General features: G+C 60.3%; 12 protein-coding genes. 1 reads left to right on the top strand and 11 read right to left on the bottom strand.

Features of this window, described 5'->3' with window-relative positions; genetic code table 11:
* Positions 1–126: 126 nt before the first annotated feature.
* The 3 genes from ASD00_RS33920 to ASD00_RS33930 all read right to left on the bottom strand — a co-directional run bounded on the left by ASD00_RS33920 (position 127) and on the right by ASD00_RS33930 (position 4,255).
* On the bottom strand, positions 127–897 hold the full coding sequence (locus ASD00_RS33920; RefSeq protein ID WP_057211309.1) for an FkbM family methyltransferase: 771 nt from the start codon (positions 895–897) through the stop codon (positions 127–129).
* 99 nt (positions 898–996) lie between these two features.
* Entirely contained in the window at positions 997–1,461 is a 465-nt protein-coding gene (locus ASD00_RS33925; protein WP_025428538.1) for a Crp/Fnr family transcriptional regulator, read from the bottom strand.
* Positions 1,462–1,552: 91 nt separating this feature from the next.
* On the bottom strand, positions 1,553–4,255 hold the full coding sequence (locus ASD00_RS33930; protein ID WP_057211311.1) for an ABC transporter ATP-binding protein: 2,703 nt from the start codon (positions 4,253–4,255) through the stop codon (positions 1,553–1,555).
* Positions 4,256–4,572: 317 nt separating this feature from the next.
* On the opposite strand from ASD00_RS33930, the gene ASD00_RS33935 reads away from it, so the two are divergent.
* Positions 4,573–5,247, top strand: a complete 675-nt coding sequence (locus ASD00_RS33935; RefSeq protein WP_025428536.1) for a hypothetical protein — start codon at positions 4,573–4,575, stop codon at positions 5,245–5,247.
* On the opposite strand, the gene ASD00_RS33940 is transcribed toward ASD00_RS33935, so the two are convergent.
* The 8 genes from ASD00_RS33940 to ASD00_RS33975 all read right to left on the bottom strand — a co-directional run bounded on the left by ASD00_RS33940 (position 5,225) and on the right by ASD00_RS33975 (position 15,965).
* On the bottom strand, positions 5,225–6,388 hold the full coding sequence (locus ASD00_RS33940) for a glycosyltransferase (RefSeq protein WP_128090385.1): 1,164 nt from the start codon (positions 6,386–6,388) through the stop codon (positions 5,225–5,227). The genes ASD00_RS33935 and ASD00_RS33940 overlap by 23 nt on opposite strands.
* Positions 6,388–7,632, bottom strand: a complete 1,245-nt coding sequence (locus tag ASD00_RS33945; protein ID WP_025428534.1) for a glycosyltransferase family 4 protein — start codon at positions 7,630–7,632, stop codon at positions 6,388–6,390. The genes ASD00_RS33940 and ASD00_RS33945 overlap by 1 nt, the downstream gene beginning before the upstream one ends.
* A 4-nt stretch (positions 7,633–7,636) precedes the next feature.
* Entirely contained in the window at positions 7,637–8,854 is a 1,218-nt protein-coding gene (locus tag ASD00_RS33950; protein WP_025428533.1) for a glycosyltransferase family protein, read from the bottom strand.
* Positions 8,855–8,929: 75 nt separating this feature from the next.
* Entirely contained in the window at positions 8,930–10,105 is a 1,176-nt protein-coding gene (locus ASD00_RS33955; protein ID WP_025428532.1) for an ABC transporter permease, read from the bottom strand.
* Positions 10,102–11,100, bottom strand: a complete 999-nt coding sequence (locus ASD00_RS33960) for an ABC transporter permease (protein WP_025428531.1) — start codon at positions 11,098–11,100, stop codon at positions 10,102–10,104. The genes ASD00_RS33955 and ASD00_RS33960 overlap by 4 nt, the downstream gene beginning before the upstream one ends.
* Position 11,101: 1 nt before the next feature.
* The gene (locus ASD00_RS33965) at positions 11,102–13,003 is read right to left on the bottom strand and encodes an ABC transporter substrate-binding protein (RefSeq protein ID WP_025428530.1); all 1,902 of its coding nucleotides are present in this window, start codon (positions 13,001–13,003) and stop codon (positions 11,102–11,104) included.
* Positions 13,000–14,892, bottom strand: coding sequence for an ABC transporter ATP-binding protein (locus ASD00_RS33970; RefSeq protein WP_025428529.1), 1,893 nt, complete (start codon positions 14,890–14,892; stop codon positions 13,000–13,002). Before ASD00_RS33970 ends, ASD00_RS33965 begins: the two co-directional genes overlap by 4 nt.
* A 122-nt stretch (positions 14,893–15,014) precedes the next feature.
* Positions 15,015–15,965, bottom strand: a complete 951-nt coding sequence (locus ASD00_RS33975; protein WP_082523806.1) for a polysaccharide lyase — start codon at positions 15,963–15,965, stop codon at positions 15,015–15,017.
* Positions 15,966–15,971 lie beyond the last annotated feature (6 nt).

A 15,971-nucleotide genomic window follows, 5' to 3' on the forward strand; every position in this document is an offset into this window, starting at 1 on the left:
AACCAAGAATTAACCTTGTTGCAGACGTGGTTAATTCGTGGACTCAGCGCCTTTCAGCTAAGTCCTGCTTCCACAAGGCATGTATTGGCTGCGGCCGTGGCTCAGAACGTCAGCGACTGTTTCTCTTCAGCGCGCATCGTTACGGGTCGCTGACCTTGCAACAAAGAGTAGATCGAACCCGCGGAATTCACGCCGGAAGGTGGATTTCTTGAGGGCAGTCCATATCGCTGATGGATTGTCGAGGCGGAAGCCGCGAAAGCTGCGCACGAGCCCGAGGGTGGCAACGACGGTGCGCAATGCCCTGACGATTGCCGGCCCGCTCAGTGACGCAAACAGGATCTGCGGATGAACGGCGAGCAAAACGCCCGTCGTCCGCGTGCGGTCGATATCCCGGAACTGGGCCAGGGAACGGTATTCGTAGCCTTCGATATCGATCTTGAAGCATAGCTTCTCGGTTCGCGCCAGCGACTGCAGTTCGGCAATCGTGATCGTTTTCGCCTTGATCGCCTGCCCCGTGTCGTCGGCGATCAGCGCCGAGGTCTCCGAGCTACCAAATCCGCCGACCGAGTTCAGCACCAGGACGTCATCCTCGGAAAGTGCAGCATTGATCAGCGCGACCTCCCCTTCGTTCTGCGGTTCCATTTCCTTGAGGATGCCGAAGCAGACGGGGTCGGGTTCGACCGTAATGACGTTGTCGGCTATCTGAGCTGCCCAATAGGGCGTCACGCCGATCCAGCCGCCGATATCGACAAAGGTCGTGTTGCCGTCGACCAGCCGCTCGATGTTTTGAAATGTGCACGGCTCCCACTCGCCGCTTTGAAGCCGCGCAAAGAAGCGCTTCTTCTCAGGCTTGTCAGGGAAATGGACGGTCTTGCAGAAGTAGGTGATCGCACGCATGGCGCTTCTCTAGCCCATATCCCGGTCAAGCGGAATCGTTTTTGCGAAGGTCTTCCATGCGGCCAGGACATGCCAACGACGGGCGCCGCCGGTTCGATTTCACGCTTCCATGCGCTCGTTTCGGCTGCGCGCTTCCGTAAGTTCGGCCGTCGTCTGGCTGAGGCGGTCAGCGAGCACGCGCATGATTTCCACCGCCATTTCGGGGAAGTCGGCCAGCAGCTTCAGGAAGTCGTCCTTGCGGATGCGCAGGGCTTCCAGCGGTGTCGTGGTGCGCACGGTCGCCGTGCGCGGGGTGTTACAGAGAATGGCGATTTCGCCGACGATCGAATTCTGTTCCACTTCCGCAAGCTTCAGCGGCCCGCTTGCAGTCGTCACCAGCACGTCGGCCTTGCCTGAGAGAATGACATAGGCGGCATCGCCAATATCGCCCTGATAGAAAAGGGCCTCCCCGGCGCTGTACATGACCCGGTCAGAGGTGAAGGCAAGGAGTTTCAATTTTGCAGGCGGCAATCCTGAAAACAGGGTTATCCGGCGCAGCATTTCGACTTCATCCTTGAGCAACATCACAATCCGTTTCTCCGAGTATCCAGCCGGGGCGACCTGCCTCCCGCGTTGCCGCGGGACCTTATGCTGGTGCCCTGACATTAATATTACATCAAGATGCCATTTCCTTATAGTCGGGTCCTTCGTTAGCCCCCACTTCCGTTTCGTTGTCGCGAACCAGTCGGCCATTTTCGAATACGGCGACACGATCGAACAGTTCCATCACCGCCGGATTTGCGACCACCCAGACGATTGCCGGATTGCGCCCGCCCTGCCGCAAGAGCGCAAAGACGTTTCGGACCACCTGCTCCTGGACCCGTTGGTCGAGCGCCAGCAGCGGTTGGTTGAAGATATAGAAGTCGCAGATGCGGATGAGCGCGCGGGCCAGGTCAAGCTTCTGGCGCTGGCCTGCGGTCAAGCGTTTGCCGCCGGCGCCGACATTGAATTCGAAGCCGAAGGCCAGCACCTCGTTATAGAGGCCAACGGCTTCGAAAAGATCGCGCACGATCGCCCGGATTTTCTCCGATCCATCGGCGTGCTTGTGACCGATGCGCCCGAAGAGCACGTTGTCGATGATGCTGCCGGACGCGATGTAGCGGTTCGGACGATAGTGCTCGATCATGCCGGCGAGGTCCGTCGGCAGGCCCTCGTCGAACTCGCGCCGGGCAGCTACGATCTTGGACATCAGTTCGTCGGTCAGGAGACCAAAGCGGTGTCGAGGCTCGATGTAGCCGAAGCACAGCCGAATGATCTTGACTTGGTCATCCTCGGCAACGTCCGCGCGTGGTCGCCCACGGACCTTTTGCAGCAACGCCTCATAAACAGGAATTTCTTCGGCCGTCATGAATGTCAACTGCTGGAAGAACGGGTGATCCGGCGGCAGGTCGCGGAACAGTTCGACGACGTTCTCGGCGATTTCCAGCCCCATTTCGTAGAAGACGTCACGCAAGCCGACGCGCTGAAGCACGGTCTTGAAGAACGGGTGTCCCTCGAGCGCACCGTCCCACATCACCTGATCGGTAATCGTGCCGAAGAGCAAGTTTTCGCCGATGGTCGCTTCGATGTTGTACGAGCCGGGCTCGAAGAACACCACGAGATCGCTGAGCTTTTCCTGTTCAAGGCGCTCCCGAAGCGCGCTGCGCATCTCGACGATACCAGAGGCAAAGGCCGCATTGCGGTTCGGGTCGATGGTGGAGCGCACGGCAAGCGCCAGAACGTCATTGGTCAGGAGGACAGCATCAAGGACAGGCCTGATCTTGATCAGAAGATCGTCTGGTCCGGTCGCCCCGGCTGCCTGATAATCGACCCAATCGCTGTTGACGTCGAAGGATGGATTGCCTGCAAGCTTGGCTTCGACCAGCTCCCACTTGCGATGGGCCGCCCTTTCGCCTTCATACCGGACCTCGGTCATTGGCGCGTGCTTCAAGCCGTAGAGCAGGTTGTCGCCAAGGCTGCCCTGAAACACATACACGTCTGAGGAGGCATAGGAAATCCGCCGGCCAGTGACCGACTCCGGCATCTCCAGTATATCCTGACCGCCGATGACAACACGACCGCCAGCCGGCCAGATCAGTCGAGCGAAGGCCTCTGCCAGAACTTCCCCGCCGGCCTTGAGTGCGACCGCCTCGCCGGGCTGCACCTGCAGCGAGACGTGGTCGAGGAGTGTCACACCACCATCATCGGTCACCGTCAGGTTGACGGCCGCGAGCGAGCCGTTCAGCGGCGCCGGACTTGCCGCTGCGAGGGCGTGGACCTTGGGATCGAGCAGCGGTTCGATGCTGAACTGCTCGACCACCTGGGCGTACTTCACCTGCACGTCCTGGCGCGCCTGGTCCCAATCGATGAGCTCTTTCAGCGGCCCGGGCAGGTCCTTGTAGGCGCCGATGACGGCGACAAGCTGGCCGATATCGAGGCGGCCCTGAAGCGCGAAATAGCCGCCGATCGAATAGAACATGAACGGCGTCACCTGGGCGAGAAAATTGTTGATGAACTTGACCAGGAATTTCCACTGATAGAGGTCGTAGCGGATCTTGAAGATGCGCGCGAGCCGCGACGCGATGTCGGCGCGCTCGAGATTGGAGGTGTCGTGGCCGCGGATCGTGCCGATGCCGTCAACGATTTCGCTCACCCGGCCAGACAATTCGCGCGCAGTCAGCTGGCGCTCGCGGCCAAGGACGAGCAACCGCTTGCGCATGCGCGGGATGATCACCGCCTGAACGGCGACGATAACAGAGGCGATCAGCCCGAGCCAGAAGCTCTGTAGCAGGATGAAGATCAGCGCCGTCAGCGCCTGACCGCCAAGCAGTGCGGGCGACACGAAGGCATCGCCGGTAAAGCCGCCGAGCGGCTCCACCTCGTCCTTGATCATCGTTGAGATCTCGGCCGGTTTCACCCGTTTGAAATGCGTCGGTGGAAACCTCAGAACGCGATCGACAAGCTCGAAGCGAATCCGCCGCAGGAGACGCTCGCCGAGCCGCCCCTTGAAGGTGTTGATATAGAATTTGAAGAGGCCGTTGACGACAACCAGCAGCAGGAACACGAGGCTCAGGGCCAGCAACATGCCTTCGCGACCGAGTTGGAAGCCGTCAAAAAGATTGATCGTCCCGAGATAGGGCAAGTCAAAGGAGATCGCCAGGAACGCCTGCGTCGCTTCCGGGCTGTCAAAACCGTCGCCCTGAATTGGTCCGTTGACGATCTGCTTGGGCAGATCGAAGGACAGGAAGTAGGGGACCATCGAGAACGCCACGACCAACAGGATCCAGAGCTGGTCCTTGCGCGTATGAGTCCAAATGTAGCGGGAGAGGCGTGGTTCCATGTTTCTGGCAACGAGACCTTATTGAACACTGCGTTGTTTGCGGCGCGGGCAGCCACCGATACCCGGCCACGATATGCTTGCTTGTGGTCCTTTCCGACTGAACTGCCACGGGCGGCCGGTCGCGAAGGCGTTTCGGCAAAAATCTGATCCGGTTTCGAATCCGGTTTATTAGATTATGCAGGAGCGCGAGAAAACCGCAATGGACGCCTGAACGCACCTTCAAGATCGGCGCTCATGCCTCCCTGCGGCGGATCAAGGCGTGGGGAACGAAAAATGCCCATATTGCACTCGATTGTCTGCCAGCTTACAACGAGTGCATGAAACACACCAGCCATCCCCCTACTCCTGCGAGCGACTGGTACGAAAACGCTTTCGACCTGACGCGCGGTATCGCCGCCTATACCGGAAGCCCGCTGATCGATGGCATCGCCAAGGTGATTGCCAGACACCCTGACGCCGATATAGCCAATGCCTTCAATCATAGGCAGGTTGCCTGCAAGCTCTGGGCTCGCGACACGCTGCTGCAAGCGGCGGGCAAGTCTTATAAGCGGATCGTCGTTCTCGGCGGGTGGTACGGCATCCTTTCGGCGATGTTGCTTGAGGATTGTCGCTTCGAAATCGCAATGGCTGAGAGCTACGACATTGACGCCTCCGTCGAGGCTGTCGCCCGCACCCTCAACGCGACCTTTGCCGATCGTTTCCGGGCCATCACGGCCGACATGTATGCGATCGACTACGCAAGCCTCGACGCCGACCTGATCGTCAACACGAGTTGCGAGCACATCGCCGATCTGCGGAGCTGGCTTGCGCTGATCCCATCAGGCACACGTGTTCTCCTGCAGTCGAACGATTACTTCAGCGAACCGACGCACATCAACTGCGTCGAGTCCGTCGATGCTTTCGCCGACCAGGCGAAACTCGCGACGCTCGATTTCGTCGGTGCGTTGCCGACGAAGAAATATACAAGGTTCATGCTGATCGGGACGGTTTGACCGCCACTTGCGAAAGCCGCTCACGCAGGATCGCCGCCGTGTGGGCGGCGCCTTCGAGGTCGAGCGGCGGCATCGTGGGCTTGGCCCGTGCGAGCTGCGTTTCAACGTCGCGCGCCAATCGGGCCGGCGTTACCTCGCTCTCCGGCAGGACACCGGCAAGCCCGAGCTTTTCCAGTCGAACCGCACGCGTTGATTGCTCCGTTTCCCCGCCCGCCGTGAACGGGATCAGCAGCGACGCACAACCGGCGCGAATGATGTCACACACCGTATTGTAGCCGGCCTGCGAGACGGAAAGCCGCGCACCCGAAAGCAGACTGGCAAAATCCTGCCGGAAACGGAACAGCTTCACATTGCCAGGCGCGGCGGCCTCGAATGCGTCATAGTCGACCTGCGGAAGGTTTGGCCCGGTAATCATGCACCATTGCAGCCCCGGCGGCAGGAGCTTCGCAGATTCCAGACCGGCGCCAATCAGCTCCTTGCCGACTGCGCCGCCACCGGCCGAGACCAGCACATCGAAACGCTCCAACGGCGGCGCCGGCGGATCGCCCGCGACCAGACCGGTATAGGCAACCTTGTCGGCGATCTCCTGCGCGTAAGGGAAGGTCTCTTCAAGCCGAGCGAAGGCGGGATCCCCATGCACGAGTACAAGGTCAAAATGCTCCTGTACCAGATCCAGCATCTCCTCGGCACGGCCGGGCTTCGTCCGCTCCTGCAGGATATCGCGAAGGGATGTCGCCACCAGTGGGCGCGGGCTCGATGCCTCGATGAGGTCGAGCAGCGGCATCAGTTCAAACCGCATCTGGCGGCGACCGAACGGAAACGCCTCGAAGATCACGACATCCGGGTCGCAGGTGCGAAAAGCGTCAAGCAACATCTTCCGTCGGCGGTCCTTGAAGTCATCATCGACCGGATTTCCGGTTTCGTCCGCCAGGCCGGAGAACCCCTTGTCGCCGGCAACAACCGGCGGCAGGGCTACGTGTTTGAGGTCGGCGCTTGGAAAGCCGGGAACGGCCGTGCCTCCGGTGACAACCGTGACGTCGAAACCATCGGCGGCAAGTGCGCTGGCAATGCGGCTTGCCCGGGCGAGGTGGCCGATCCCCAGCAGATGCTGGACATAAAAGAAGACCCGCCGCTGCCGCATCACGCCGCTTTCCATTCGTTTGCAAACAGGGTCGTCAGTTGTTCGATGCTGGAGTGGTGGTCAAAGTGCGCCCTCACCCGTTTCTCGGCGGCAGCGCCCAGCCGGCGGCGACCCTCTGGGTCGCGGATCAGCTGTTCCAAGGCGAGAGACAGTGCCTTCGCGTCCTCGGAGAGCACGATACGACCGTTTTCTCCGTCGACCAGGAGTTCCGGCACGCCCGAGATTGCCGTAGACACACAGGCGAGCCGCTGGCTCGACGCTTCGACCAACACGTTCGGCAGTCCGTCACGGTCGCCATCTGCCGTCACCCGGCAGGCGAGCGCAAAGATATCGCTGGTGCGATAGTGGGCGAGCACGTCGGTCTGATCGAGCGCACCCTTCCAGGCAATTCTGTCCGAGATACCGAGCTCGCTACCCAGGACCTTGAGCTTTGCTGTCAATTCGCCGGCGCCGATATGCTCGAAGCGCCAGTGAAGATCCTCAGGCAAGAGGGCTAGAGCTTGAAGGAGAACATCGTAGCCCTTCTTGCCCACCGCCCTGCCGACACTGACGATGCGCACCGGGTCTGCCTCATCGGAACCGTCGCGGCTCGAATGTTCGCCGTCGAAACGCGGGAAACGCTCGAGATCGAGGCCGTGATAGCTCAGATGCACTCTGGCCTTTTGCGAGGTCAGGCTCTGCAGATGCTCGTAGCCGGTCCGGGTGCAGGTCACCGTCCAGCGCGCGCGGCCGAGCTTTTCGGAAAGCTCCCAGTCGGGCGATGTCCAGATATCCTTCGCATGCGCCGAGCACGTCCAGGGCGTACCGGCGATGACGCTGGCATAAGCTGTGACGGAAGCCGGCGTGTGGATGAAGTGGGCATGCAGCCAGCGCGGATCGCCCGGCCATTCCGATGCCAGAACCAGCGCCTGCCCGAAACGGCGGAAGCGATTGCGCGTCAGGTCCCGGCCCAGATCTTTCACAAACAGCCCAAGCGCCTTCCAGAATCCGGGCTTCGGCAGCGAACGCACCAGACCCTTGAGGACACGCAATGGCTCCTCGTGCAGGTACTCCGGCAGATAGTGCACGTCGGCGCGGATCTCGTCATGCACGGGATGGCGCTTGCCGTCGGTCGGGCGCCTCAGCGCGATCAGGACCAGCTCATGCCCCGCTTTCTCAAGTCCGAGCAATTCCTGCGCAATGAAGGTTTCCGAAAGGCGCGGATATCCCTTCAGAATGACGGCAATCTTGCGGTCCGTTGGCAATGCTTCAGCTCGATTTCTTGACAATACTCAGGTGCTCACTCGACTGCTCGTCGAGCCACCCGCCTACGATTTCGGAGATATGCACCAGCCCCTCGAGCCGCAGGCCGTTGGCACAACTTTTCGACGGCGGCGCGCGTTGCGGCAAAGCCTTCAACGCGGCGGCGAAACGCAAGGGATCCACCGCCTCGTCGGGCAGCAGCATGTCGATGAGACCCCACTCGGCGGCACGACGTGCACGGATCAGTTGCTCCTCGCGCGGCTGAATCCGCGGGACGATCAGCGCCGGTTTATCGAAAGACAGGATCTCGCAATAGGTGTTGTAACCGCCCATCGCCACCACGCCCTTGGCGCCGGCAATCAGCTCTTCCATGCGATTATCGAACTCGATGATCTTGATGAAAGGGATCTTGCTTCCTTTTTTGATCAGCTTTTCGCGCTTCTTGACCGGCATATAGGGGCCAAGGACCACAAGCGCCTTATGCGTCAACTCCGGATCCTGCTGGTAGGCGTGAATAAAATCGTGGATCAGGTCGGCACCATCGCCGCCACCGCCGGTGGTGACGAGAATATAGTCGCCTTCCGGCTTGTGACCGGGCAATTCCTCGCGCGGTACGCTCCTCTGCAGGAAGCCGACGAAGTTCATGCGCTCGCGCACGGCGGGCGGCACCTCGAGTTCCGTCAGCGGGTCGTAGAAGTCGGGCGGCCCATAAACCCAGATCGTATCGTAATACTGCTCGATCTTGCGCATGGTGTCGCGGCGTTTCCATTCCGCTTCGAGCAGATGCGGCGCATCCATCACCTCGCGCAGGCCGAGAACGAGCGTCGTGCCATGGGCCTTGAGATAGGTGAGCGTCTCCTCGACCTCGCCTCGCAACCCCATCGGCTCCTTGTCGACGATAAAGATGTCTGGCTTGAAGGTTTCCGCCGTGTGACGGATGATCGACTGGCGCATCTTCAACGTCTCGTCCAACTCGATATGGCGATCGAGAGACGTGTAGTCGCCGTTGTGCAGCTTGATGACGCTCGGAATCTTCACGAAATCGACGCGCGCGCGATAATCGAAGGCGCCGGCAATCGTCGCACCCGATATGATCAGGATATTCAAACCCCGATAATCTTCCACCAGCGAATGCGCAATCGTGCGGCATCGGCGCAGGTGGCCGAGCCCGAAAGTGTCATGGCTGTACATGAGTATCCGGGCATCTTCTAAGCGCCGCGTCATGCCAGAAACCTTTCGCTCAGGAAAAAACGAATCAAAACTCGCGACGCCGGCTTGCGGCCGGCGTCGAAACGAACCTCATTTGTAGGGATCGGCGGCATCGCGCAACCCGTCTCCCAAGAAGTTGAACGCCAAAATCACAAAAATGACCGGGATCGTTGGGAATAGCAGCCAGGGGTAGAAGGCGATGACGCTCACGCTTTTCGCCTCCGTCAGCAGGATGCCCCAGCTGGTGATCGGGGGGCGCAGCCCCAATCCGAGGAAGCTCAGCGCCGTTTCGCCGAGGATCATCCCTGGAATGGAAATGGTCGCAGTGGCGATGAGATGGGACATGAAGCCCGGAACCAGGTGTCGACCGATGATGCGGCCGCTCTTTGCGCCCATCAATTGCGCGGCAAGAACGTAGTCCTCCTCGCGCAGCGCAAGCAGTTTCGAACGCACCGCTCGGGCAAGCCCGGTCCAGTCGAGAAGCCCGAGGATGATCGTGATACCCAGATAAATCAGGATCGGGCTCCAGGTCGCAGGCATGATTGCGGCCAGCGACAGCCAGAGCGGAATGCTCGGGATCGATTGCAGCACTTCGATGATGCGCTGGACGATGAGATCGAAGACACCGCCGTGGTAGCCGGCGAGACCGCCGATGACGATGCCGAGCACGAAGCTCACCGTAATGCCGAGAAGGCCGATCGTCAGCGAAATGCGCGCACCATAGATGATGCGCGACAGGACATCGCGGCCGAGCCGGTCGGTGCCGAGCAGGAAGAGCTGACCGTCCTTTGCCGGGCATGCCAGGTGCACATTGCTTTCGAACAGGCCCCAGAAGCGGTAGCTGTCACCGCGGCAGAAGAAGCGGATCGGCTCGACGTCCTGCAGGTTGTCGGTGTAGTTGCGCTTCAGCGTCTCCATATCGAGTTCCATCGTCCGCCCGTAGACGAACGGGCCAACGAACTTCCCCTCGTGGAACAGGTGCACAGACTGCGGCGGCGCATAGATGTAATCCACATTGCGCGTGTGCAGATTGTAGGGTGCGAGGAACTCGCAGATCGCGATCATCAGGTAGAGCGCGACCAGGAAAATGCCTGATATCAGCGCCAGCTTGTGCCGGCGGAACTTCCACCACATTAGCCGCAGCTGCGAAGCCTGGTTAACCCGCACCTGTTCTTCCGTCATCGCTTCGACGGAATAGGGATCGAATGGTGCTGTCGATACGTAGTGCGGCAGCGGTTCGCCGGGCGCCGGAAGGAATGACGTCACTTGGTGCTCCTGCCTTGCAGCCGTATCCGAGGATCAAGAATGGCGAGCGCGAGATCGGAAATCAGCACGCCGATGACGGTCAGAAATGCGAGGAACATCAGGAACGAGCCGGCCAAGTACATGTCCTGGCTCTGCAACGCCTTGATCAACATCGGGCCGGTCGTTTCGAGAGACAGCACGATCGCGGTGATTTCCGCGCCGGAAATGATCGCCGGCAGGATGGAACCGATATCCGAGATGAAGAAGTTCAGCGCCATCCTGAGCGGATACTTGACCAGCGTACGCATTGGCGAAAGCCCCTTTGCGCGGGCGGTCACGACATACTGCTTCTGCAATTCGTCAAGCAGGTTGGCGCGCAGACGCCGGATCATGCCGGCGGTCCCCGCCGCACCAACGATGATGACCGGTATCCAGATATGTTCGAGGATCGATTTCGCCTTCGCCCAACTCATGGGCTCTGCCAGATATTTCTGGTCCATGAGATGGCCGATCGAGATGCCGAACCAGATATTGGCAAAGTACATCAGGATCAGCGCCAGCATGAAGTTCGGAATGGCTATGCCAATCAGCCCCACCAGCGACAGCCCATAATCGCCCCAGCTATACTGGTGAGTCGCGGAGTAGATGCCGATCGGGAAGGCGATCAGCCAGGTAAAGATGATGGTGACGAACGAGACGAGGATCGTCAGCCACATCCTGTCGCCGACGACGGCGCTGACCGGCAGTTCGTACTCGAAGGAGTAGCCGAAATCGCCCTGCAGCATGCCGCCGAGCCAATGAACATATCTCAGCAGCGGCGGCTGATCGAAGCCGTATTCCTTCCGGAGAGCCTCGATCTGCTCCATGTTGACGCCTTCGCCCTGCGCCCTGATCTCGGCGACGTAACTCTCGAAGTAGTCGCCGGGCGGCAGCTCAATGATGGTGAAGACGAGCGCTGAAATGATGAGCAAGGTCGGGACCATCGCCGCGATGCGCCAGAGGATGTATCGCAGCATGTCAGCCTTCCTGCTCGATCCAGAACGTATCGGGTTTGTAGACGCCGAAATAGCTCGTCGGATCGAATCCGTAGAGCCCTGCTTCCGGGACATTCTTGATCTTGTTGGCAACGAGAATTGGCTGCAGGGAGGCATTCACGATGCCGATCGAGAAGACCTGGTCGGTGTAGATCGACAGCATCCTCTCCCAGACCTCGGTGCGCTCGGCATCCTCGGCCGAGTGCCGCCAACGCTGCAGAAGCTCGGTTAGCTCAACGACGGCCGGAAGATCGGGCGCCTGCCCCATCTCACCATGCGAGAGATAGTTGAGCCCCCAAACCGGCCATTGCAGCTGATCGTCCGCAGTCGGCGCCAATTGGCCGGGGTTCATGTCCGCAGTCGGCACACCATTGTCGAGTCCGAACCACATGGACATGACGATCTCACCGCCGACGGCACGGCTGCGGAAGGTGTCGCGTTGCGACGTGCGGATGAAGAGCGAAATGCCGATCTTCTGCCAGTAGTCGGTGATCAACTGCAGGACATCGGTCTCCAGGGTGCTTTCGCCTGCGGTCTCAACGACGATCTGAGCGGCACGGCCGTCAGGGAGAATACGAATGCCATCGCTGCCGCGGTTCGTCAGGCCAGCCTCATCCAGCAACGCATTGGCCTGCACCGGGTCGTAGGCGATCCAGGCGGAGGCGAACTCCGGCCGGAACAGCGGGCTGTCCGGCAGGACAGTGTCGGCGCTCTCCTTGGTCAGTCCGTAGAAGACGGCCTTGTTGATTTCAGAACGATCGATCGCCAGCGACAGCGCCCGGCGGACGCGCACATCCTGCAGCAACGACCGCCAGACCGCATCGGAGCAATTGAGATTGGGAAGCAGCGCGACCCGTGAGCCTTGCGTCTTCTTCCAGAGGAGAACCTTTACCGGATAGCGCTTTTCCGCATCTTTCAGGAAGGTGTAGTCGATAAAGTCGATATTTGTCGCCTGCAGGTCGCTCTCGCCGGTGCCGGCCTTCGCCGGGATCAGCGCCGGAGAACTGACGTTGAGCACGAACTTGTCGATGTAGGGGAGCTGCAACCCGTTCTCATCGACCCGATGATAGAAGGCGTTACGCTCGAAGACAAACTGCTCGGCCGGCAAGGATGTTGTGTTGCGCCACGGGTCAAGCGTCGGCAGATCGGGATTTTCCGGGCGGTAGGAACGGGCCATGCGCATATGCAGCTGGTTCCACTTCTTGACCCTTTGCTCCTTCAGAAGCGCCTTGAGTTTGTCCTCATCCTGATATTTATCGTGGAACTGCTTGAGGTACGTCGCCGGCATCACCAGCACCAAGGGCTGTGGTGCGGCGAGCTTTTGCAGAAAATCGGGATTGGGCGTGGACCAGGTGTAGCGCACGGTCCGCTCGTCGAGCACCTCGAACTTTGCCGCCTCGCCGTCGATCACCAGCGCCATCGGCAGGCCCGCCGGGCTCAGTTTCTCGTTGAGCAGAACATCTTCCCAGCAGTAGCGGAAATCGTCCGTCGTAAGCGGGCTTCCGTCCGACCACTTGTGTCCCTCGCGCAGATGGAACGTGAAGATCCGGTCCTCGACCGTCTCGAAGCTTTCGAGCACGTCCGGCTGCAGTTCGAGTTCTTCGTCGTAGCCGACCAGGCGTGAGTAGCCGTAAACGGTCATCAACCGTATGTCTTTCGCGCTGCCAATCAGGCTCTGCACGGTGCCGCCGTGTTTGCCTGGCTGGCGTCCCATGGCCGCAACGTTGATGACGCGCGGGGTCTTCGGCAACCGTTCATTGACGGGTGGCAGCTTTCCCTCGGCGACAAGCGCCTCGAAAAATCTCGGCTCGCTTGCCGCTGCAAGAAGGTACTTGGGAAACGCCACTGTTGCGAGCAGGGCGAGCGCAGTTCGGCGAGTGATCATGGCCGTAACTCCCTTGCATCCACTGACTTGCGCGCGAGAACATAGTGGTCGCCACCGAGGTCAGCAGGAAAAAGCGCACCTTCCTCGCCGTCGTCGCTGAACTGCGGTCCCCAGCGCCGCATGTCCGACCCCTCAATGGCCTTGAGCAGATCGAAGTCCAGCGGACGATCGAGATCCGGATAGGGGACGGCAGCGAGCAGCGACTTCGTATAGGGGTGCACCGGTTTGCGCATCAGAACTTCGCGCGGCGCGAGTTCGACGATGCGCCCCGCACACATCACCGCGATCCGGTCGGCCATATAGTCGACCACCGCGAGATTGTGCGAGATGAACAGGCATGTAAGCCCAAGTTCCTTCTGCAGATCCTTGAGCAGATTGAGGATTTGGGCCTGGACGGAAACGTCGAGCGCCGATACCGGCTCGTCACAGATCAGCAGTTGCGGCACCAGAGCGAGCGCCCGCGCGATACCGATGCGCTGGCGCTGGCCGCCGGAAAAACTATGCGGATAGCGGTTGACGAACCGCTGGTCGAGCCCGACGGCCTGCAGCAGCGAGCGCACCGTCTCGACACGCGACTTCGCCGTTCCGCGCCCGTGGATTTCGAGCGGCTCGCTCAGGATATTCCTGACAGTCATGCGTGGCGAGAGCGACGACACCGGATCCTGAAAAACCATCTGGATCTTCGAGCGCAGCGTCTTCAGCTCATCACCTTCCGCCTTGAGCACGTCGATCGGACCTTCGCCGTCATCGAAGCTGACGCTGCCGCCATCAGGCGTGATGGCCCGCATCAAAATCTTGCTGACCGTCGTCTTGCCGCAGCCGCTCTCGCCGACCAGACCCAGACACTCGCCACGACGGATATCGAAGCTGACATCGTCCACCGCGCGATGGCGAGACGGGTCCTTCTTGCCGAACCACGAGGTCTTGCGCGTTCCATAGGTCTTGGAAAGGTTGCGTACGGACAGGAGAACGTCGGGGCCAACCGCCCTAGTGGAGGCCTTGGCACCCAGCAGTGTCCCAGCCTTGACCGGCACCTCCCGCAATGCCTTCAACCGCTCGCCCGGCTTCATGTCGAAATGCGGGACCGCGGCCATCAGGCCCTTGAGATAGGGATGCTGCGGATTGCGGAAGATCGCATCGACCGGACCTGCTTCGACAATCTGGCCGTGATAGATCACCACGACTTCGTCGGCCATATTGGCAACCACGCCGAGGTCGTGGGTGATCAACAGCATCGCCATGTTGAGCTTGACCTGCAGCTCGCGCAGCAACTGCAGGATTTGCGCCTGCACCGTCACATCGAGCGCAGTCGTCGGCTCGTCGGCGATCAGCAGCGCCGGTCGGCAGATCAGCGCCATGGCGATCATGGCACGCTGGCGCATGCCGCCGGAGAGCTCGAAAGGATACATATCATAGGCACGCTTCGGGTTCGAAAACCCGACATAACCAAGAAGCTCTTCCGTTCTGGCGCGCCTTTCAGCTTTTTCCGCATCCGTATGAATTTTCAAGACTTCGGAGATCTGGTTGCCGATCGTGTGAAGCGGCGACAGCGACGTCATCGGTTCTTGGAAGATCTTGCTGATGCGGGTGCCGCGCAAGGCACGTATTTCTTCACCTTCGCGCTCCAGCGAAAGCAGGTCGATCGGCTTGCCCTTGGCCGCCGGATCGTTGAACAGGACATGTCCACCGACCCGCGCGACATTCGGCAGGATACCCATGACGGCCTGACTGATGGCCGATTTCCCGGAACCGGACTCACCGACGAGGGCGGTCACCTTTCCTGGCAAAATTCTGAAATTCGCTTCCTTGACGGCTTCAACTTCACCGCCGAGCACCGAGAATGTGATCCGCAGACCTTCAACTCGAAGCAGGTCCGCCCCTGATGTCATCACAACACACTTCCCTCATTGCCCTTGTATCCGCCGCCTCTAAAAAAGACTATCGCAGCTTCAGGGGGCTGTCCAGCTTAGCCCCTTGCAACCACAGCATAGTTTACGGTCGCGTCGCAATCTCAGGGAAGAGGGCAAGTTTCTTGGGGCAGCACGTCGGCGCAGCGCGGCGATCGACGGAAATCGTCATAATAGAGCGTCCAGTCGGTCGCATCGGCCGCGCGATAGGGGCCGAACTTGAAATACTGATTACGGCCGAGCCCCTTGTCAGCATGCCCGACATGGCCCTTGACCGTGATGATCGGCTTACCATTGGCAAAGAGCTCGATATGGCCGGTACCGTCGGCGCCCGGCTTCGTATAAATCGCGAAATCGATCCAGCCCGACTTCGGATCGGGCAATGGATTGCCGTGGTTCTTCACCGTGATCGCATCTGTGCAGGCGTTGAACAGATTGCCGTCATCCGTCTTCCACGCGGGATCAGCGGCCACAAGCATGCGCATCTGGTTGACGCCCGGGCGTCCCCATACCGGCACTTCACCCGGCCTGCAGGCGGCGGCGACCCCGTCCGGCCCGGTGGAAACCGGCGCGATATAATTGGTCTCGATAGTTGCGAACAACTTGCCGAAGTTCATGCGCAACGCCAGGAACGGGCTGAAATCGCCTTCAGCACCCGGGTCGATCTCGCGTTTCCATTGCGCCACGAGATAACGATGATCGCCTGAGGGGATCGGGTCGGCAAACTTCATGGAGAACCCGTACCAAATACCCTGGTCGTAGGGCACCCGCAGCGCCGTCTTCTCCCAGATTTCCGCTCTCTCACTGCAGCCGTCGAGCGAATCCGGACAGATCGGCACGACGCTCAGCTTCAGTCCGCCATTACCGTTGCGCTTGACGATGCTCTGAAACTCGGCCGTCCCCGCGCTCTGCTCGAAATTCTCCCGGTAGTAGAGCCCGCCGTCCGGCGAGAAATCCTTTCCCTCGAACCCGTCGAAAAGCTTGGTTTCCCACGGCTGCGCTGCTGCAACGCCAGTGATGAAGAAGCTCGCGACGATGAGGGCTGCTCGGAACATTGAGGT

It is taken from the genome of Ensifer sp. Root31 (genome assembly GCF_001424825.1).
GTDB lineage: Bacteria > Pseudomonadota > Alphaproteobacteria > Rhizobiales > Rhizobiaceae > Ensifer > Ensifer canadensis.